An 18,180-nucleotide genomic window follows, 5' to 3' on the forward strand; every position below is an offset into this window, starting at 1 on the left:
AGGCAAGATGACCTCATGTCTACTGCGCCGGGGTCCTTCTTGCTCGAACGCCTGCACGCGGCCGGCCTGACCGACATCACCGCGGTCGAGCCGGCCACCGGAGGCCTCGCCGCGACCGCAGGCCTCGCCCGCCGCGGCGACGACACGTCGGTGTTCGTCAAGGCGTTCACCGAGCCGCCTGCGGACGACGTCTTCGCCACAGAAGCCGAAGGCCTCACCGTGCTACGTGAGGCAGGCGGCATCACCACCCCCGACATCATCCTCGCCGACCGCGACGTGCTCGTACTGTCCACGCTGCACCCCCGCCCGACGACCGAGGCCTTCTGGGAGCAGTTCGCGCACGCACTCGCCCACCTGCACACCACCACCCGCCACCCCCGCTTCGGCTGGCACCAGGACAACTGGCTGGGCCGCCGCCGGCAGATCAACACCTGGACCGACGACGGCTACGACTTCTTCGCCCAGCACCGCCTGCTGCGCTGGCTCACCGAACCCCGCGTCCAGCAGGCCCTCGGCCCCGCAGAGCGAGCAGCACTCGAACGCCTCTGCAACCGCCTCCCCGACCTGTTGCCCCCCAGCCCCGCCTGCCTGACCCACGGCGACCTGTGGACACAGAACGTCATGTCCACCCTTGATGGCCAACCCGCACTGATAGACCCGGCAGTGTCGTACACCTGGGCCGAAGTCGACCTCGCCCACCTCTGGACCACGGCCCCACCGCCGGAAGCACGCGCATTCTTCGACCTGTACGCCGACCTGACGAACCTCGACACCGACTGGCGCAACCGCATGCCCATCCTGCAACTACGCCAACACCTGGCCGTCATCGCCCAATTCACACCAGACTGGGGCGCCGCCGACATAGTCCGCACCACCCTCGCCCCCTTCCGCCCCCGCCCCAAAAACCAGCCGAGCGGACACCACACGACATCAGCCCCCGAGCCGACCACGTAGCCACCCGGCAAGGTGGCCGCTACGCATTCCTGGCCTGATCTGGTGTCACCTCGGTTGGTGTGCGGCGCATTTCCTCTTCGAGGGTCTCGAGAACCGCCTGGGCCACCGCTCGTATCCGAGTGCGATGCCCGGTCAACTCCCTGGCGAAGCCCTGAGCAGTGCGACCGACCCAGATGGCCTGGCCCGTGAACTGCTCGCAGGAAGGGTCGAGCGCCGTCTCCAGCCGGTCCACGTGCGCCCTGGCCTGGGCGATGAGCTGCTGCAACTCCGCGTGGCGCGGGTTGGGTACCGGAGCCATCGGCTTCCTAAGGGAATTGGTTGAATGGGTTGCAATGACCTACCGACCATTATGAGACTTGTCCGGGGTACCGGCCTGCCTTCGGAGGCAAATCGATGATAATTCCGGCATGGCGCGTGGTTTTGATGTCCTGGGTTGCGCTCTTCGTGCTGGCCGGATGCGGTGGGTCGAACGATCCGGAAGTGCCAACGGCCGCCGAAGCCGGTGCGACACTCAAGGAGCACATCAATCGAACCCTCGAAGGTGCTCAGGCCAAGACCATCGAGGTCACCGATCCGGGCGGCAGAGACGTCCCCTGCGGTGAGGGCAAGGTCAAACGCACCTACGCTGCCACAGCAAGAAATGACATCGGATCAGGAGATCCTAACTCGATGCTCCTGGTCATGGTCGGCGCCCTCGATATCGTCGCCGAATATGAATTGAATGCGCCCGGACAGCCCACCGTGCAGGATCTCGTCAACAAGGAATACAAGACACACATCGTGCTGTCGTCACCGGCCGAGCATGTCATGGTCATCCGCGGCGAGACGGATTGTCTTCCGCCCGGCTGAGCTCATCGAATCGCTTCCACTCGTCCTCCGCCGCGTCCTTGGCCCCGCGGAACATCACATCCAACTGCTTCGTTGCCTCGCCGATGCGACTCTTGTCCGTCAGGCCGGATCCGTTGGCGATCAGCCAGTTGTTGAGGTTGCGAAGGCCTTCCTTACTCTGGGCGATCTTCTCGAAGGGCAGCAGCTTTCCGTTCTCGTCGACGATCGGCGGCGTGTTGAACCGTTCGTCCGCCGCCGACACCTGAGGTTCGAACCCGCCGGCCGTCAGCACATCGACCAGCCACCTGCCTCTCGCCAGAGCTGCCAGCCTGGTCTTGTCATCGAGGGCGTCCAGTCGCGTCTTGTCGACCTCGGTCAGGTCGCTCAGCATGGATCCTGCAATCGTGGTCGCCGCTATCCAGAGTGGCTGCCCCTGCAACGCCACGGGCACGCCCGCCACGTTGATGAAGAACCCGAGCTTGGCGAGTTGCTGTTCGCGGAACTCCTTGTCCCGTTCATCGAGCAGGCCCTGCACGGCCCGTTCCGCAGCGAACTGCATGCCCGCCGTATAGCCGAGCGCCTTCATCGCCCGTTCCAGGTGCTCAACGCCCCGCCCGCCGTCCGCCTTCGCCGCCGCGGCCATGAGCCGATCGGTCAGCTTGCCCATGCCCTCCTCGAACGGCGCGATGGTGGCCGGTGAGTTGGCGAACAGCTTGACGAACGCGTACGTGTCCTCGGGCGACAACCGAAAGGTTGGGTTCAGCCCCGGCACGACCGTCTTCACCGGGCCGAAGGCACTGCCCTGTGTACGGTTCGCGTCGCCGAGGTTCGCACCCTCGGTGATCTCCGTTGCGTACGCACCGGCGATCTCCGCCAGGTGCTTCCTGGTCGCGTCGTCGAGGTCCAAGGCCCTGATGCCCTGTTGTCGCTCGGCCGCGCTGGGGTTGGCGAGGTCGGGCAGCGCCCTCATGAGGTCGAAGGCGAACCTCGCCGATCTGGACGAGTGCGCCCCATCCTTTTCGTCATAAGTTCCCGCAGCGGCCGCGAGCATCCGTCCAAAGGCGTCCGCCGCCTCGGGACCAGACGACACCTCTCGGCGGGTCCGCCAAACGAGGTCGCGCAGCAGCGCCGACAACGGCACACCGTCCTTGCGCACCGCGGCCATGGCCAGCCGCGCGGCGGCGGGATTGTTGCCCAGCGCGGCCAGATAGCCCGCCATCTCCTTACCCTGGAGCCGGCTGTCCGGCGTCAAGGCATGCGCCTTCACCACTTTGGCCAGCCACTCGGGCGGAAAGTCGCCCGCCCGCAGCAGCCATCCCAGCGAGCGATCGCCGGGAAGTCCGGGCCCGCGCGCGAGCTCGTTCTTGAGTTTGGCGAACCCCGGCACGTCCGTACCGGTGAAAACAGCCGACCGCTCAGTGTGTCCGCGTGAGACGACGTCCCCACCCCGCACCGCGGTACCGAACGCGCGGCTCACCACATCGATCGCCTTCTCCGGGTCACGCATGCCCTGCCGCAGCTTGCCGGCAATGGCGAGCGTGCCGTCGACACCCAGCCCCGCGAAGAAAGCCGCAGCGAAATCAGGGTCGTCCCGATGGTCGTCCAGCTCAGCGATGAGAGCGGCGAGTTCTTCATCGTGGGGCCGATTCATCAACGGTCCGGCACCCGATCTCGCGTCCTCGAACCGCCCGGCCAGCTCCGCCCCCTTCTTCCTGGCCTCGCTCTGAGACATGAGCCGACTCTCGTCGAACGGCAGCAGACCGGTCCGCCACGGGGTGATGGCGTTCGCCGCCCTGGCGGTCTGGGCACGACGGCGCAGCTCGGGCAGTTTTATATCCAGCCACATCAAGGTGGCGGCGAGCGGCTGCAGATCCGCCGTAGGCAGTCCTGCCTGCTCCAAAAGGCGACGCAGCGCCCCGGCCTCCTCGCCGACCCGATCTCCACCGCTCTTGAACGTGGTGATGAACCTCTCCATGAGCTCGGGATCGAGCCCGCTGTAGTCAGGAGAAAGTGGACCGGTACCCGGCGGCGTGATGCTCATGATCGCCTCCCGCCTGTTGGCAGCGCCCTCAGCGTAGGAGCAAAATCAGCCACACCAGCATCGATCGACCCTTTCGGCATATTCGCCGACTGATGGTCGTGCATTCGACAGCGGCTTCGCAGGATATGACTCAGGCGCCCGGTCCCCATCGCTGCACCAGTCGTAATGATCAGATGATGCTCAAGGTGAGTAGTCGAGATCTGCCCCGCTGGCCGGGAAGGGAGGAGTAGTCGGACCATCGGCACGCCTAATCATCCCGCACTTCGATGGCTGCCTCGCGGCCCTTCATCGTGCCCAAGCCGGTGTGAGGGCCCCACTCTCGTCTGCCCATGACTCCTGGCCCTCGTAGATCCGAAAGGCGTCCGCGTTCGTACGGCAGCCCTGCCCAGGACGAGACCAGTAGCCGGGATCGTTGGGGAGAACCAGTACAGCGCCGTTCCACCCTGGCCGCCCATCAACGAACCGCTCGACCCGCTGAATGTCCTTCACCACGTCATAAGCACGGATGTCCTGTGCGCCCTGATTCAGCAGCTCGAAGCGCCCGTCCCTCACTTCACCGAGGTCTGACCTGGAGAACAGCAGATCCAGGAGCTGATGCTGTCGGTCCGCGGTCCTGTACATCACCAACTAGGGCACGTGGAAACGTTCCCGGGCAGGCGTGCGTCCCCGACGTGCCGGTGCGGCTGTGGCATCCGGCCCGGGCGTCGGTGGCGCAGGTGCGCGGCTGGCGGGAGGTGGTGCAGGACAAGGAGCTGCGCCAGCCGTTCAAGCAGGCCTTCCGCGAGATCTACCTGCTGACGCCCGCCGAGGAGGCGTCCGGCGTTCACTCCAGCCGGTTCGAGGGGCAGGTGGTGCACTATCGGCGGCTGCGGGCGTTGTTCAAGGATCGGGGCTGGACGTCGAAGTTCCAGGGGCATCGGGAGGAGGACTGCGACGCGCATCGGGTCATGGCGGGCGGCGAGTGGCGGGCGACGCTGGAGCACTACCTGGCGGACGAGGTCCACGCCGACATCGGCCGGGCGAGCTTCCAGCGCAGGAGCGGCGGCGTTTGGCGTGATGTGCCGCTGAAGGAGGTGCCGCCGCTGGTGTTCAGCGAGGGCATGCGGGACATCGACCTGTTCGTGGGCGTCGCCTCCATCACTCTCGACCCGCAGTGGGCCGGTCAGGGGCCCGACCGGCTGCGCGACCACTGGGAGGCAGGGCCGTTCGCGCCGCTGACGCCCTCGGCCGAGGTGCGCAAGGACGCGCTGGCCCGCCTCATCGGGCGCACGGCCATCGCCGACCGGTGCACGCTCACCGACCGCTATCTGGTGGTACGCGGTGATCTGCGGACGTACAAGATCCACCTCGGGTCGGCGAACATCCTCATGGAGCCCAACGACGCCTACCTCTGCATCGTCTCGGCGCGCGGTTTCCAGCCGGGGCTGTTCCTGCCGTTCGAGGAGGACGGGCGGCTGGCGCTCATCCTCAGCAAGGCGTTCCTGCTGGCGAACGACACCGCGATCACCGACCCCTCCATCACCCGCCAGCTGTCGGGCTAGGGTGAGGGCGTGTGGTACGTGCTCGGCGCCGTCGCGGTGCTCGCCGTCCTCGCGGTCGTCGCGCGGCGGGCTCTCGTCGTCGTGCGGGTGAGCGGCGTGAGCATGGCGCCGACGTTCCGTCCTGGTGATCGGGTGCTGGTACGCAGGACCGCGGCGGTGCGGCGGGGCCAGGTGGTGGTGTTCGAGTCGACGCGGCCCACGGGGTGGGGCACGGGGCCGCCGGCGCCGCCGTGGGCGATCAAGCGGGTGACCGCGGTGCCGGGCGATCCGGTGCCCGGTGACGTGGCGGCGGCGGCCGAGGCGCGGCCCGGCGATCGCGTGCCGGTAGGGGCGCTCGTGGTCGTCGGCGACGGCACGTCGAGCGCGGACTCGCGGGTCTACGGCTACCTGCCGGCCGACCGGGTGCTCGGCGTGGTCGTGCGGACGCTGTCCCCCGGTCGTGAGTCGCCCGGTCCGTCGTCTCCTGATGTGCCGGACGGTGCGGTCTCGTAGCCGGTGGCCTGCAACGTGAACAGGCGGGCGTACTCACCGTCCATGGCCATGAGCTCGTCGTGCGTGCCGCGTTCCGCGATCCGTCCCTCGCTCAGCACCACGATGAGGTCGGCGGAGCGTACGGTGCCGAGCCGGTGGGAGATGAGCACGCTCGTCCGGTCGCCCCGGTAGGCGCGCAGGCTGGTGTGCACCTCGTGCTCGGCCTGGGCGTCGAGGCCGGAGCTGGGCTCGTCCAGGATGAGCAGGTCCTGGCGCTGCCGCAGGAACGCGCGGGCCAGCGCCAGGCGCTGCCACTGCCCGCCCGACAGGGAGACGCCCGACTGGTCGTCCCGGTCGCCGAAGAGGCGGCTGAGCATGGTGTCGTAGCCGCGCGGCAGCGCGGCGATCGTGTCGTGGACGCCCGCCCGCCTGGCCGAGTCGCGGATCCGGCTCGGCTCCGCGGTGAGGTCACCGAGCATGATGTTCTCAGCGGCGGTGAGGTCGTAGTCCATGTAGTCCTGGAAGACCGCGCCGATCCTGGCCCGCAGGTCGGCCGGGCTCGCGTCGCACAGGTCCACGCCGTCCCAGGTGATGCGGCCCTTGGTCGGGTCGTACATCCGGCACAACAGCTTGACCAGCGTGCTCTTGCCCGCGCCGTTCACCCCGACGAGGGCGACCGTCCGGCCCGAGGGGATGAACAGATCGACGCCGCGCAGGATCCAGGGGTGCTCGTCGCTGTAGCGGAACCACACGTCGCGCAGCTCGATGCCCTGGCGCAGCGCGGGCAGCGCGGCGGGCTCGCGCGGCACCGGCAGGTCGGGCTCGGCCGCGACCACGTCCGTGTAGTGGCCGAACATCAGCAGCGCGTTGTGCACGTCCGCCCAATGGCTGACGATCGCGGTCAGCGCCGCCTGGACGCCCGCGACCGCCGCGACGAAGACCGTCACGTCGCCCACGCTGATGCTCCCGGAGGCGGCGCTGATGATCGCCCAGAGCAGGCCGCCGGCCGCCACGACGCTGCCCAGCAGCGCCATCGCGCCCTGGCTGCGCAGGGCGCGGCGGTCGACGTCGCGTTCGGCCCGGTTGATGCCGCGCACCTCGTCGAGCATCCTGGTACGCAGGTAGTCGCCCAGCCCGAACAGCCGCACCTCCTTGGCCGCCTCGGGCCGGGTGAGCAGGTCGCCGAAGAAGACCTGGCGCCGCATGGCGGGCGTGATGTCGTACATGACCTCGGCGCGCCTGCGGCTCAGCATGAGCTCGATGCGGGCCGAGGGCAGCGCGGCGACCACGATGACCGCGATCATGAGCGGGTTGACGGCCGCCAGGCTGGCGGCGAAGCCGGCGAGCGTGATGATCGCCTGGCCGATCGCCAGCGCGCCGATGACCAGGCGGTCGGGGGCGTTGTGGCTCGCGTCGTACGCCAGCCTGAGCGTGTCGTGGAAGGCCGGGGTCTCGAAGCGGCTCAGCCCAGGATGGCGGTTGACCGCGCGGAACAGCCGGTCGTAGATGAGCACCCGCAGCGACCTGCGCAGCTGCGCCTTGACGTAGTCGGCCAGGTGCGGCAGCACGATGAGGGCCAGCCCGGCGACGGCGAGCCCGGCGGCCGTCGGGGCCAGCGCGGCGAACCCGTCGCCCCTGACCAGCCCGTCGAGGACCAGCTTGGTCAGCCAGGCGGTCGCGACCGGGGCCACGCCGGTGAGCACGCCGAGCACGGCCGCGCCCGCGGCGGCCGCCGGGTGGGCGGCCCAGGCGAGGGCGGCGGCGACGCGGATGCGGTTCAGCATGCGGGGTCAGGCGGTCGCGGGGATGGGGAGTTCGTCCGTGGAGTGCGCGGAGGCCGTCACGGTGCCCTCGGCGTCCACGAGGTAGAAGCCGGGGAACGGGGGGCGGCCGAACGCGGTGTACAGGGACCCGTCGCGCTCCTCGGTCACCACCATCGCCAGGTCCTCGAGTGCGGCCGTGAAGGTCTGTTCCTTCGGGCCGCCGCCCACGACCAGCGCCACGACGCGGTCGCGGCCCAGGTGGCGGACCCGTTCGGCGAACACGGGCAGGTGTTCGTCGCAGGCGGAGCAGTCGGTGGAGAACATGCCGACGACGGTCGCCGCCGATGTGAACGTGACGGGCGCGGTGAAGCCCGCCAGCCTGGTGCCCGGCGGGGTGAAGGCGGGTGGCGCGGTGACGTGCTTCAGGACGTTCGCGTGCGCGCGCAGGCGGCGGATCACGGCCAGGAGCAGGAACAGGTTGACGGCGCTCAGCACGCCGACGAAGACGACGGCGGCCACGAGGAAGGACATCGGCGACCCTTTGCGGTGAGGAGCGTCATTTCGCCGTGAACAGGTCGGCGAGGTCGTCGGTGAAGACGGCGAACAGCGCGATCAGGCCGCCGGCGGCGATCGCCAGCACGGCTCCCGCGAGCTGCGGCTGCGGGCCGGCGTACGAGGTCGCGAGGCCGGTGCAGGCCACGGCGATCAGGGCGAGGTTGCGTACGAGGTGCCTGCGGCCCAGCGGCGCCGACGAGGCGCCGAAGCAGTTGCAGGACGCCCGGGAGCCCGCGCGGAGCGCGTGCCGGATCCCGAGGGAGAAGGCCAGGAGCACGGCGCCGGCCAGGGCCAGCCCGGCCGGCGCCGTGAACTCCGTGGTCAGCAGCAGCACCGTCGCGGCTTCGAGGGCCACCACCGTGGCAGGCAGGGCGGCGGGCAGGGCGGCGGGCAGGGCGGCCGGCACCCGGCCCCGCGGCAGCGGGACGAGCGCCGGCACCGACCGCCGGAACGCCTCGAAGGCCGCACGCCCGCGCACCTTTCCCGCCACCGCCACCAGGAAGACGATCCCCAGCGTGCAGCGGGCGGCCAGCGCGACGTACTCCATGCTGCCGATCCGGTCTTACTAGCGGCAGTAGGTCTTGCCGGCGTAGATGCAGCAGCGCATGCCGGTGTCGGTCCACCAGCAGGGCTCGGCCTCGGCGGTGGTGGTGGGCAGGAACCTGCTGAGCAGGCGGTCGCTCAGCTCGTTGAGTGCACGGAACACAGGGGTCCTCCTTGATGTGCGCGCCGACGTACGCGATTTGGGTGATCAGCGCCGACACCTGGACAATAACCACGGATGATCAACTGACAGAAGCGGTCAGGGCCGACAGCAACCTGCCGTGCCCGGCAGCTTGTTGTCACTCGTCCATCGGGAGCCACATGAGCCTCAGCAGTCTCGGACTGACCGACTTCGAGGAATGCGTGTACCGGGACCTCCTGAGCGGCCACGAGACGACATCGGACGGCGTGCCCGCCGCGCTGCAGCGGCTCGCGGCGCTCGGCCTCGTACGCTTCGACGCGGCCGGCCACCCCGTCGCCGTCGAGCCGGAGATCGGCGTCAGCCGGCTGATCCGGCGCCGGCTCCTGGAGACGCACGCGCAGCAGCGGCGCATCTCGGCGGCGTGGGAGGCGGTGCACCTGCTGAGCGCGCGGCAGCGCGGGCGGGGCCGTACGGTGACGATCGAGCAGATCGACGGCGCCGACCGGGTCGCCGAACGCATCCGCTCCCTGGCGCTCGACGCCCAGGAGGTGCTGGCCATGCACCGGTCCGTCGACCTGCCCGGGCCCGGCGAGACCACCCGCCGCCGCACGATCGTCTCCAGGAAGAGCGTGCTGGACCAGGCGTTCCTCGATCACTGCCGCGCCCTGCACCGCTCGGGCGACCACCACCGGCTCGTGGACGACGACGGTCAGCAGCTGGTGATCGTCGATCGCGCGGTGGTCTTCGTCCCCAGCGAGCCCGGCGGCGACAGCGCCTTGCTCATCTCGCAGGCGGGGGTGGTGGCGGCGATGGCGGACCTGTTCGAACGCGTCTGGTCGCACGCCCAGGACCTCGAACCCTGCCCCGCCCCCGGGCTCACCCCCCGGGAACGACGCGTGCTGTACCTGCTGGCCAGCACCCGCAAGGACGAGGTGGCGGCCAGGGAGATGGGGGTGAGCCTGCGGACGTACCGGCGGCACGTGGCCGCGTTGTTGGAACGCCTGGGCGCCGCGAACCGCTTTCAGGGCGCCCTCCTCGCCAAGCAGCAAGGCTGGATCTGACCACCTCAACGGGGGCCGCGTGGCCGGTCGTGCGACGGCCACGCGGCCCCTGCCAGGCCCCCGTGCCAGACGCCCCTGTCAGGCGGCCAGGGACACCGACGAGGTGGTGATCGGGACGCACTCGGACTTCTTGGTGATCTCTCTAGTCACCTTGGTGACCAGGTCGATCGCGGTGATCTTGGTGACGTGGGGGTTGGCAAGGAGTGCACCGCACTCCTGGCGCAACCAGACGGCGTCCTCACGAAGGCTCTGACCGAGGACCACCTTCACCTCGCCGGAGGCGTTGCGGGCGTAGAGCAGGGAGATGCGGTCCCACGCCTGGTCCACCTCCTCCTTGATCTTGTCCCACGGCATCTCGGCGGGGTCCCACTCCGGATTCTTCGCGTTCGCCTGCGGGATCCCGCGGCCGTCCATGAGCATCTCGAGCGTGGTGCCGCCCTCCTCCCTCGCGATGCCCGCGGCCTCTTCTGGGCCGGCGTTGCGGTACTGCTCGGGTCCCGTCTCCGTACGGCCGGACCAGAAGAAGGCGGTGTTCTTGCCGGTGCTGTAGTCGCCCCTGAGCATGGCCTGCACTTCGGCGAGCACCAGCTGGTGGCGGTTCCTGATCAAGCCGATGCGGACCTCGGACAACGCCGTCGATCTCCCGAGAGCCGCCTTGCCGGCGTTCTTGATGGCGCGGAGGCCGCCGCTGATCAGCTTGCCGACGCCGTAGAAGGCCAGCTCGGTGAGGGCGATCGTGCCGATGTTGAGCAGCGTCTTGCCCAGCGACTGGTCGCCCATGACGAGGCGGTAGATCTCCAGGCCGACCTCGCCGATCGTCATCACCGTGCCGCAGACCAAGGTGACGGCGCAGCCGATGAGGGCGGGCATGCCGGCGGCGAGCATCAGCGCGTTGCCGTACTGGATCGCCCGCAAGGTGACGTTGAGGCTCTGCGTCACCTGGAACCCGGGATCCAGGACGGAATTGATGCAGTTCTGGTAGTCCTGGCCGTCCTTGTCGTAGATGTCGCAGAAGGCGGAGTTGATGTACGCCCGGACGGCCAGGTCCTCGGAGGAGCCCAGGTAGTTGTCCGCGCAGTTCTGCACGTACTGGCCCTCCTGGCCGTAGAGCTTCTCCAGGTCCTCGAACGGCGTGGTGTTGTACGTGTCGGCGCAGATGTAAGCCTGGACGATGGCGGCCTCGCGCACCGCGTCGGAGGCCGCCGCGGCCGCTGCGAGGGCGGCCTTGGCGTTGGAACCGGCTCGCAGCGCCTCCTTGTGCGCCGTCCTGGCCGCGTTGCCGGCCCGGTTGGCGGCCTGGATGGCCTTCTGCTGCGAGGTGATCGCCCAGGTGGCGGACCGGACGGCACTGCGGGCCGAGGTGTTGGCCCTGGTCGCCGCTTCGCGGGCGGTCCTGACCGACTGTGACGCCTTCTGGGCCGAGGTGGCGGCCTGCTGGGCGTGGCTCGCGGCCTGCTGGGCGTACTGGGAGGCCCGCTTGGCCGAGTCGAGGGCCTGCTGGGCGTACGACGCGGCCTGCCCGGCGTCCTCACGGGCCTCGGCCGCCACGCGCTGCGCCTCGTACGCGTGCTGCAGGGCGGTCTCCGCGCCCTCGTGGATCTTCTTGAGCAGCCCGGCCACCACGGCGAGGTGGGTCGCGCTCTCGTAGTCCCGCTCGGCCGCGGTGTACCGGCCGGTGTCGAGGAACATCCGCAGGCCGGGCGCGGGCCCCTCCAGAGCGACCTGGGCGGCGGCCTTCAGCTCAGGGCCGCTGTCCTCGTCGGCCAGGATCTGGTTGACGCGCACCCGGTTGCCGATGGCCTCGGCGGTGTACCGGCCGGTCTCCAGGAAGTCCCGCAGCGCCTGCGGCGTCTCGGCGTCCAAGGCCTGCTGCGCCCGCTCCGCCAGCACGACGTCGCCGGCCTCCTGGGCGGCGGACAGGATCTGGTTGACCTTCAGCCGGTCCGCGCTGTAGCGGCCGGGGTAGTTCTGCGTGCGCAGGAAGGTCGCGACCGCCGTGTCGTCGCCGTCCAGCGCGGTCTTGGCCGCCGCGGCGAGGTCGTCGTCCTCGGAGATCGACAGGCTCATCACCGCGAGCCGGTTGTCCTGGGCCACGGCCTCGGCCAGGTCGGTACGGACGAACTCCAGCACGAGGTCGTCGGGGCTGCCCAGCGCCGCCAGCGCCGACTCCCTGGTCCAGGCGCCCTGGCCGCTCGCCAGGTTGAGCGCGGCCTTGCGGGCCGCCGCGACCGCCTCGGCTCGTTCGGTGGCCGGGTTCTTCGCCACGGCGATGAGCCGGTCGGTCTCCTCGTCCCGTTTGGCGGCCTGGTCGGCGTCCCAGTCGGCGAGCCGCTGATGCTTTTCGTAGGTGACGTTGGCGACCCTGGCGTTCTCCAGGCCCTCCTCCTTGGCGACCGCCAGGCGCTCGGCGTCGGCGACGCGCGCCGCCTCGTACACGGCGTTCGCCTGCGTCGCGGTCTCCAGCGCCTCGTGCGCGGCGTCGATGGCGGCGTTGGCGTGCGCGGTGGCGCGTTCGGCCGCCTTCGCCGCGTCGCCGGCGTGCTTGGCGGCGTCGAGCGCCGCGACGGCCGCGGCGTTGGCGTTGGCCGCCGCCCGCTGGGCGGCGTCGCGTGCCTTGTACGCCGCGTCGAGCGCCGTCTGGAGATGGTTCTCGGCCGCCCGCGCCGCCCTGACGGCCCGTTCCGCGTTGGCCCGCGCCCGCGCCGCGGCGGCGACCGCCTCCCCGGCCTCGGCCCCCGCGGCCTGGGCCCACCTGACTGCCTCGTCGTTGGCCACGGCCGCCTGCACGGCGTGCTCGGCCGCGTTCCTGGCGGACTTGATGGCGTTCTTGCCCTGTTCCAGTGCCTTGGCCGCCGCGGTCACCTTGAGTGCGGCCTCTTCCGTCTCCTGGGCGATCCGCATGGCCGCGCCCGCCGCCTGCCGTGCGGTGTCCGCCTTGTCGGCGTCCACGGAGGCCGAGGCCGCCGCCCGGTACGCCTCTGAGGCCCTCTGGTTCGCCTTCGACGCCATCTGCGCGGCCCGTGCCGCGGCGGTGGCGGCGGCACGGGCCGCCCGGTTGGCCGCCGCCGCGGACTGCACGGCCACGCGTGCCGCGTCCGCCGCCTTCTCGGCCGCGACCGCGGCCCGCTTGGCCTGCCTCTTCGCCTCTGTGGCGTTCTCGCGCGCGGCCTTGGTGGCCGCCGCGGCCTCCGCCGCCGACCGGCGGGCCGCTTGCGCGGCGTCCTCGGCGCGGGCGGCCTCGGCGGTGGCGCTGACAGTCTCCTGCTCGGCCACCACGCCGGCCGCCTCCGTCTGCTGGAGCAGCTCCTCCAGCGTCGCGGTCTCGTCGTCGCGCGCCGACGCCACCGCCCAGCCGTAGGCGAAGAACGCCTCCAGCGCCTCCGGGGTCCCCGCGTCCAGCGCCTTCTGGCCCTCGGCCTGGACGTTCTCGCCGCCGGTTTTGATGGCCTGGTTGACGCGCAGCCGCTGGTCGGTGTTCCACTGCGTGCGCCAGCCCGACTCCAGGAACTTCTCGAGCCTCTCGCTGTCCCCCGAGTCCAGGGCGTCCTGCGCGGCCTGCTTGAGCTGCTCGCCGCCCTCGCTCATCAGCTGGTTGACCGACACCCGCAGGTCGATGTCCGCCGGCGCCTGCCAGCCGCTCGTCAGGAACGTGCTGATCGCGTCCCGGTCGCCCGCCGCGTCGGCGTCCAGGGCGGCCTGGGCCTTGGCGCGCAGGGACGGGCCGCCGTTCGCGATGACGTTGGTGAGGCTGTCGCGCTCGTCCTGGCGCCTGGCCTCCTCCCATCCTTCGGTGAGGAACGCGCTGACCTGCTCGTCCGGGCCGAGCAGCGCCGCCTCAGCCGCTGATCGGACCTGCGGGCCGCCCTCCTGCCAGGCGAGCACCACGTGCGAACGGTCGGGCTCCGCCTGCTGGTCGGCGTGCGCCGGCGGCACCCGCAGCAGGGTGGTCAGCAGGGTCAGGGCGGCGACGGTCGCGATCGCCGCTCGCCGGCGGGCCGGCCCTAAGCGCGCCCGTCCCCTCATCGTCGGTCTCCAGGTACGCACACTCAGCCTCCGTCGCCAGTCGAGGATTCGCACACAGGGGAAGCGCTGAAGAACGATCAGCTTGCGGAGTGTCACACGGTGCCGGAAGACCGGACAAGACCCGATATTGCGGGATATACCGCCGACATACCGGGCGTCTCTAGCCTCCCTTTTCGTGCCCGCAGCCACCGGAGGTGTGATCATGAGTGCTCCATCGCGCTGGGCGACGCTGGGCGTCGTCGCGGCGATGACCGCGTCCTTATCCGTCGTCGCCGGCCCTGCTCCGGCCGGCGCGTCCGCGATCTCGCCGCCGTCGCTGGTCGGCGGCGACGTCCACCCCTATCCGGGTGCGGCCGAGATCCTGGAGGCGCAGAACGTCCGGCTCATCTCCGGCGACGGCCACATCGTGCTGGCCGACTGCGCCACGCCGCCAGAGGGCGACATCGGCCTGCTGAAAATCTGGACGACGGACGAGGCCATCGGCTCCGACGGCATCGGCCGGGTGTGCTTCCGCGTCACCGGGCCGACCGGCGTACTGAACCTCGAAGTCCCCGGCGTGTACGAGATCCGCGGCGACGGCCAGCGCGAGGGCACCGGCCACGAGGTGACCGCGAAGCTGCGCAGCGACGAGGGCGAGCAGCTCACCATCGACGTGGACCCCCACGGCAGCACGCAGGTGGGCCTGGGCGCCGACCCGGAGGCGTCGCCGACCATGCTGCTGCAGCTCAGGACCGGAACCGCGCCCGCGCCCGTCACCGGCGAGCAGGCGGCGATCGGCAGGCTCTCCACGCAGGGCCGCGAGTGCACCGCGACGCTGGTCGCGCCGCGCTGGGTGATCAGCGCCGCGAGCTGCTTCGCCGCCGATCCGAACGACCCTCAGCTCACCGAGAGCCCGCCGGCCGCGACGACCCACGTCACGCTGCCCGGCAGGGACGCCGCCGAGGTCGACTGGCTGAGCCCGAGGCCCGGCCGCGACGTGGTGCTCGCCCGGCTGGCCGCCCCGATCAACGGGGTCACCGTGATCCCGCCGGCCAGCACCGCGCCCACCGCCGCGCCCACCGGCGCCGAGCTGACCGCCGTCGGCCACGGCCGTACCGCGACGGACGGGGACTGGACCACCGACCGGCAGCACAGCGTTCCTGTCACGTTCACCGAGGCGACCGCGACGACCCTGAGCGCCGCGTCGGGACCGCTGGTGTGCGGCGGCATGGCCGGCGCGCCCGTGCTGCACGACGGCGGGCTCGTCGCCGTGCTCAGCCAGGCGGGCCAGGCCGGCTGCCCCGATACGGAGGGGAACGGCAGCGCGCTCACCGCCGCGCGTACCGACGACCTCGGGACCTGGGGCACCGCCGTCACCGGGGACGCGGACCACACCTGGTCCCTGGCCGACCCGCCCCCGGCCGCCGCTTCAGGCTCCCCTGTGGGCACGGTCGCCGACAGCGCCTTCACCGGGACCGGCCGCCCGCTGACCGCCACCGCCGGCGCGACCTGGACGACCGGCGACACCTACAGCCCGGCCGTGCGGCTGAACGGCGCCGCGACCCTCGCCGCCGCCGGCCCCGCAGTCGCCACGGACGCCGACTTCAGCATCAGCGCCCGCGCCAAGCCCGGCACCGGCGGCACCGTCCTCTCCCAGGACGGCACCAGGACCGCCGGCTTCAAGCTCTGGGTGGAGAACGACGCCTGGCACTTCGCCATGAGCAGGTCCGACGTGGCGAGCCCCGTCTGGGACACCGTCAGCGCGCCCACCGGCAGCGCCCCCGCGGGCGCCTGGTCGCAGGCCACCGTGACGTACCAGGCCGCCACCGGCGTCATGGTCCTCTGGGTGGACGGCAGGAACGTGGCCGGCATGCGCCACACCGCGAAGTGGGAGGCGACCGGCGCGCTGCGCGCGGGCGCGCACAAGACCGGCGCCACGAGCCTCGGCGGCCACTTCGACGGCGTGCTGTCCACGCTCAAGGCGTGGAACAGGCCCGCGCTCACCCCCGAGCGCAACACCCACGACTTCGACGGGGACGGCCGCAACGACGTCATCATCACCGACGGCAACGGTGACCTGTGGATGTATCCGAACTGGGGCGGTTCGGGGATGAACACCGTCAGCGGCGCCGACCGGGTGAAGATCGGCACCGGATGGGGCTCCCTGAGGTGGATCGTCACCGACTGGGAGGCCGACGGCCTGGCCGACGTCGCCATGATCGACGCGGACGGCGAGATGTGGTTGTACCCCAATGAGGGCGGGAAGCTGTCCTCCGCCCGCCGCAAGCTGATCGGCACCGGCTGGGGCGGCTACACGCACGGCGCGGGCAACGCCGACGACTCCCCGCACGCCGACCTGTTCGGCATCAAGAAGTCGGACGGCAAGCTGTACTACTACCCGAACGGCGGCGGCAAGACCCAGATCGGCAACAGCGGCTGGTCCGCCCACCGCCTCTTCCCCGCCGACTTCACCGGGGACGGCCGCGCCGACGTCATGGCCATCGACGGCAAGGGCGAGCTCTGGTTCTACGCCAACACCAGCGCGAACGGCGTCACCCTCGCCGCCCGCAGCCAGTCCGGCACCGGGTGGAGCAGCTACAAGCCCGTGGCCATGGACCTGAGCGGTGACGGCAGGACCGACCTGGTCGCCGTCGACGGCAAGGGCACGCTGTGGGTCTATCCCGGCAGGGACGACGGCCGCTTCGGCGCCCGCTACCAGATCGGCGTCAACTGGCGGATCACGGCCATCGGCTGACCTCGTACGGAGGAGGCGGCCCGCGCACGGCGGGCCGCCTCCTTCACTGCTCTCGCCGGACCAGCCGGCCCGGTCACACCCGCTGAGGTGTCAGGATGTCCGCGTGGCGGCAGGCCAGGCGCTTCACCACGCACCAGCCGGTGTCCCTGGCCGGCTCGCGGGTGCCCGTGTCGAGGGCGGTCAGCCGCAGGTGGCTCGCGCTGTCCAGGGTGGCCGGCATCCGGCGGCTGGTGACGATCACCGCGCAGCGTGTGCCCGCGGGGATGAGCGGCCGTACCTGGTCGGCGTCGAGCGCGTTGTCGAGGACGACCAGCAGGTTGCGCGCCGAGGTCAGCGAGCGGTAGCGGGCCGCGGCCTCCTCCAGCGCCGGCGGCACGGCTGCGCCGTCCAGCCCGAGCGAGCGCAGCAACCGGCACAGGACCTCGTACGGCCCCACCGACCGGGTGGTGGCGCGGAGGTCGACGTAGATGACGCCGTCCGTGAACAGGTCGGCCACCGCGTGCGCCACGTGGATCGCCAGGGTGGACTTGCCCACGCCGCGCGGCCCGTGCACCGCCGCGACGGCGGGCAGCCCCGGCTGGGCGAAGGTGAGGGTGTCGCGCAGGCAGGCGGCCTCGGCGGTGCGCCCGATGAAGGTGCGGACATCCGGGGGCAGCTCGGCGGGAACCACGCGGCCGGACGAGTGCCCGGGCGCCCCGGCCGCCGGCCGGGGTACGGCTGGTCCGGCGGGTCCGGCCGGCGGCACTCGCCGGCGTGGCAGGTCCAGCGCCGGGTCCCGGTGGAGTACGGCCTGGTGCAGGCGGCGCAGCGCGGGACCCGGTTCGATGCCGAGCTCGTCGGCCAGCGCCCGGCGGGTCTCCCGGTAGACCTCCAGCGCCTCGGACGTCCGCGAGGCGCGGTACAGCGCCAGCATGAGCTGGGCGCGCGGCCGTTCGCGCAGCGGATGGGCCTCGACGTGGGCGGTGAGCGCGGACACGACCTCGTGGTGCTGCCCCGCCGCCAGCCGTACGTCGACGTGCTCCTCCACTGCGGCCAGATGCTCCGTCTCCAGGCGGGCGGACTCGGCCTGCGCCCAGGCGTCGGTCATGCCGACCAGCGCGTCGCCCCGCCACAGGCCCAGCGCCTGGTGGTAGAGCCGGTCGGCGGCGGCGAGGTCGCCGCGCCGGTGGGCGGCGCGCGCCTGGCGGGTCAGCTGTGTGAAGCGGTGGACGTCGACGGACTCGCGCGGCAGGTCGAGCCGGTAGCCGCCGGGCACGGTCACGATGACCTCGGGCAGCAGCGCCTCCCGCAGCTTGGACACCACGATGTGCAGTTGCTTGCCGGCCGTCGTCGCCGCGCTGTCGCCCCAGATCTGCCCCCGCAGACGCTCGGCCGAAACGGTATGCCCGGCGTTCAGCGCCAGTTGCGTCAGCACGGCGACCCGCCGCTTTCCGGTCAGTACGGCGGGCTCGCCGTCGGCCAGGACCTCCCACGGCCCCAGAACGTTGATCTCCAGCCCCATCAGAGCCCCCTGTTCATACTGGA

General features: G+C 71.2%; 14 protein-coding genes. 6 read left to right on the top strand and 8 right to left on the bottom strand.

Annotated elements, in window-relative coordinates; genetic code table 11:
* Positions 1-15 precede the first annotated feature (15 nt).
* On the top strand, positions 16-954 hold the full coding sequence (locus AB0K28_RS31510) for a fructosamine kinase family protein (protein WP_364377220.1): 939 nt from the start codon (positions 16-18) through the stop codon (positions 952-954).
* Between the two features lie 19 nt (positions 955-973).
* Here the strand turns inward: AB0K28_RS31510 and AB0K28_RS31515 are convergent, their stop codons facing one another.
* The gene (locus tag AB0K28_RS31515) at positions 974-1,252 is read right to left on the bottom strand and encodes a hypothetical protein (RefSeq protein WP_345390730.1); all 279 of its coding nucleotides are present in this window, start codon (positions 1,250-1,252) and stop codon (positions 974-976) included.
* 95 nt (positions 1,253-1,347) lie between these two features.
* On the opposite strand from AB0K28_RS31515, the gene AB0K28_RS31520 reads away from it, so the two are divergent.
* Positions 1,348-1,803 (top strand): hypothetical protein, encoded by a 456-nt coding sequence (locus AB0K28_RS31520; protein WP_364377223.1) that lies wholly within the window; start codon positions 1,348-1,350, stop codon positions 1,801-1,803.
* On the opposite strand, the gene AB0K28_RS31525 is transcribed toward AB0K28_RS31520, so the two are convergent.
* The gene (locus AB0K28_RS31525; RefSeq protein ID WP_364377225.1) at positions 1,766-3,823 is read right to left on the bottom strand and encodes a DUF6571 family protein; all 2,058 of its coding nucleotides are present in this window, start codon (positions 3,821-3,823) and stop codon (positions 1,766-1,768) included. The genes AB0K28_RS31520 and AB0K28_RS31525 overlap by 38 nt on opposite strands.
* A 671-nt stretch (positions 3,824-4,494) precedes the next feature.
* On the opposite strand from AB0K28_RS31525, the gene AB0K28_RS31530 reads away from it, so the two are divergent.
* Entirely contained in the window at positions 4,495-5,364 is an 870-nt protein-coding gene (locus AB0K28_RS31530) for a DUF4132 domain-containing protein (protein ID WP_364377227.1), read from the top strand.
* A gap of 9 nt (positions 5,365-5,373) precedes the next feature.
* A complete protein-coding gene (locus tag AB0K28_RS31535; protein ID WP_364377229.1) occupies positions 5,374-5,856 on the top strand; it encodes a S26 family signal peptidase in 483 nt (160 codons plus the stop codon).
* Here AB0K28_RS31535 and AB0K28_RS31540 read toward each other — a convergent pair.
* Genes AB0K28_RS31540 through AB0K28_RS31555 form a run of 4 tightly spaced genes read right to left on the bottom strand, consistent with a single transcriptional unit; the run spans position 5,748 to position 8,859 of the window.
* The gene (locus tag AB0K28_RS31540) at positions 5,748-7,619 is read right to left on the bottom strand and encodes an ABC transporter ATP-binding protein (protein ID WP_364377231.1); all 1,872 of its coding nucleotides are present in this window, start codon (positions 7,617-7,619) and stop codon (positions 5,748-5,750) included. The genes AB0K28_RS31535 and AB0K28_RS31540 overlap by 109 nt on opposite strands.
* Before the next feature lie 6 nt (positions 7,620-7,625).
* Positions 7,626-8,129, bottom strand: a complete 504-nt coding sequence (locus AB0K28_RS31545; protein WP_364377233.1) for a hypothetical protein — start codon at positions 8,127-8,129, stop codon at positions 7,626-7,628.
* A 25-nt stretch (positions 8,130-8,154) separates the two neighbouring features.
* The gene (locus AB0K28_RS31550; RefSeq protein WP_364377235.1) at positions 8,155-8,700 is read right to left on the bottom strand and encodes a MauE/DoxX family redox-associated membrane protein; all 546 of its coding nucleotides are present in this window, start codon (positions 8,698-8,700) and stop codon (positions 8,155-8,157) included.
* An 18-nt stretch (positions 8,701-8,718) separates the two neighbouring features.
* Entirely contained in the window at positions 8,719-8,859 is a 141-nt protein-coding gene (locus AB0K28_RS31555) for a hypothetical protein (protein WP_345390760.1), read from the bottom strand.
* A gap of 158 nt (positions 8,860-9,017) precedes the next feature.
* On the opposite strand from AB0K28_RS31555, the gene AB0K28_RS31560 reads away from it, so the two are divergent.
* Entirely contained in the window at positions 9,018-9,899 is an 882-nt protein-coding gene (locus AB0K28_RS31560) for a LuxR C-terminal-related transcriptional regulator (protein ID WP_364377237.1), read from the top strand.
* 78 nt (positions 9,900-9,977) lie between these two features.
* Here the strand turns inward: AB0K28_RS31560 and AB0K28_RS31565 are convergent, their stop codons facing one another.
* Complete coding sequence (locus tag AB0K28_RS31565) at positions 9,978-13,922, bottom strand: ALF repeat-containing protein (protein WP_364377239.1); 3,945 nt, start codon at positions 13,920-13,922, stop codon at positions 9,978-9,980.
* Positions 13,923-14,124: 202 nt separating this feature from the next.
* Between AB0K28_RS31565 and AB0K28_RS31570 the strand changes: the two genes are divergently transcribed.
* Positions 14,125-16,656 (top strand): FG-GAP-like repeat-containing protein, encoded by a 2,532-nt coding sequence (locus AB0K28_RS31570; protein ID WP_364377241.1) that lies wholly within the window; start codon positions 14,125-14,127, stop codon positions 16,654-16,656.
* 73 nt (positions 16,657-16,729) lie between these two features.
* Here the strand turns inward: AB0K28_RS31570 and AB0K28_RS31575 are convergent, their stop codons facing one another.
* Complete coding sequence (locus AB0K28_RS31575) at positions 16,730-18,157, bottom strand: BTAD domain-containing putative transcriptional regulator (RefSeq protein WP_364377243.1); 1,428 nt, start codon at positions 18,155-18,157, stop codon at positions 16,730-16,732.
* Positions 18,158-18,180: the final 23 nt, after the last annotated feature.

The organism is Nonomuraea sp. NPDC049504, from assembly GCF_040676845.1.
Taxonomy (GTDB): Bacteria; Actinomycetota; Actinomycetes; order Streptosporangiales; family Streptosporangiaceae; genus Nonomuraea; species Nonomuraea salmonea.

What these genes read in the sequence shown, in the direction of transcription:
- AB0K28_RS31515 (WP_345390730.1), bottom strand. Translation starts at nt 1,252, where the DNA reads ATGGCTCCGGTACCCAACCCGCGCCACGCGGAGTTGCAGCAGCTCATC.
- AB0K28_RS31560 (WP_364377237.1), top strand. Translation starts at nt 9,018, where the DNA reads ATGAGCCTCAGCAGTCTCGGACTGACCGACTTCGAGGAATGCGTGTAC.
- AB0K28_RS31525 (WP_364377225.1), bottom strand. Translation starts at nt 3,823, where the DNA reads ATGAGCATCACGCCGCCGGGTACCGGTCCACTTTCTCCTGACTACAGC.
- AB0K28_RS31540 (WP_364377231.1), bottom strand. Translation starts at nt 7,619, where the DNA reads ATGCTGAACCGCATCCGCGTCGCCGCCGCCCTCGCCTGGGCCGCCCAC.
- AB0K28_RS31575 (WP_364377243.1), bottom strand. Translation starts at nt 18,157, where the DNA reads ATGGGGCTGGAGATCAACGTTCTGGGGCCGTGGGAGGTCCTGGCCGAC.
- AB0K28_RS31545 (WP_364377233.1), bottom strand. Translation starts at nt 8,129, where the DNA reads ATGTCCTTCCTCGTGGCCGCCGTCGTCTTCGTCGGCGTGCTGAGCGCC.
- AB0K28_RS31510 (WP_364377220.1), top strand. Translation starts at nt 16, where the DNA reads ATGTCTACTGCGCCGGGGTCCTTCTTGCTCGAACGCCTGCACGCGGCC.
- AB0K28_RS31565 (WP_364377239.1), bottom strand. Translation starts at nt 13,922, where the DNA reads ATGAGGGGACGGGCGCGCTTAGGGCCGGCCCGCCGGCGAGCGGCGATC.
- AB0K28_RS31550 (WP_364377235.1), bottom strand. Translation starts at nt 8,700, where the DNA reads ATGGAGTACGTCGCGCTGGCCGCCCGCTGCACGCTGGGGATCGTCTTC.
- AB0K28_RS31520 (WP_364377223.1), top strand. Translation starts at nt 1,348, where the DNA reads ATGATAATTCCGGCATGGCGCGTGGTTTTGATGTCCTGGGTTGCGCTC.
- AB0K28_RS31570 (WP_364377241.1), top strand. Translation starts at nt 14,125, where the DNA reads ATGAGTGCTCCATCGCGCTGGGCGACGCTGGGCGTCGTCGCGGCGATG.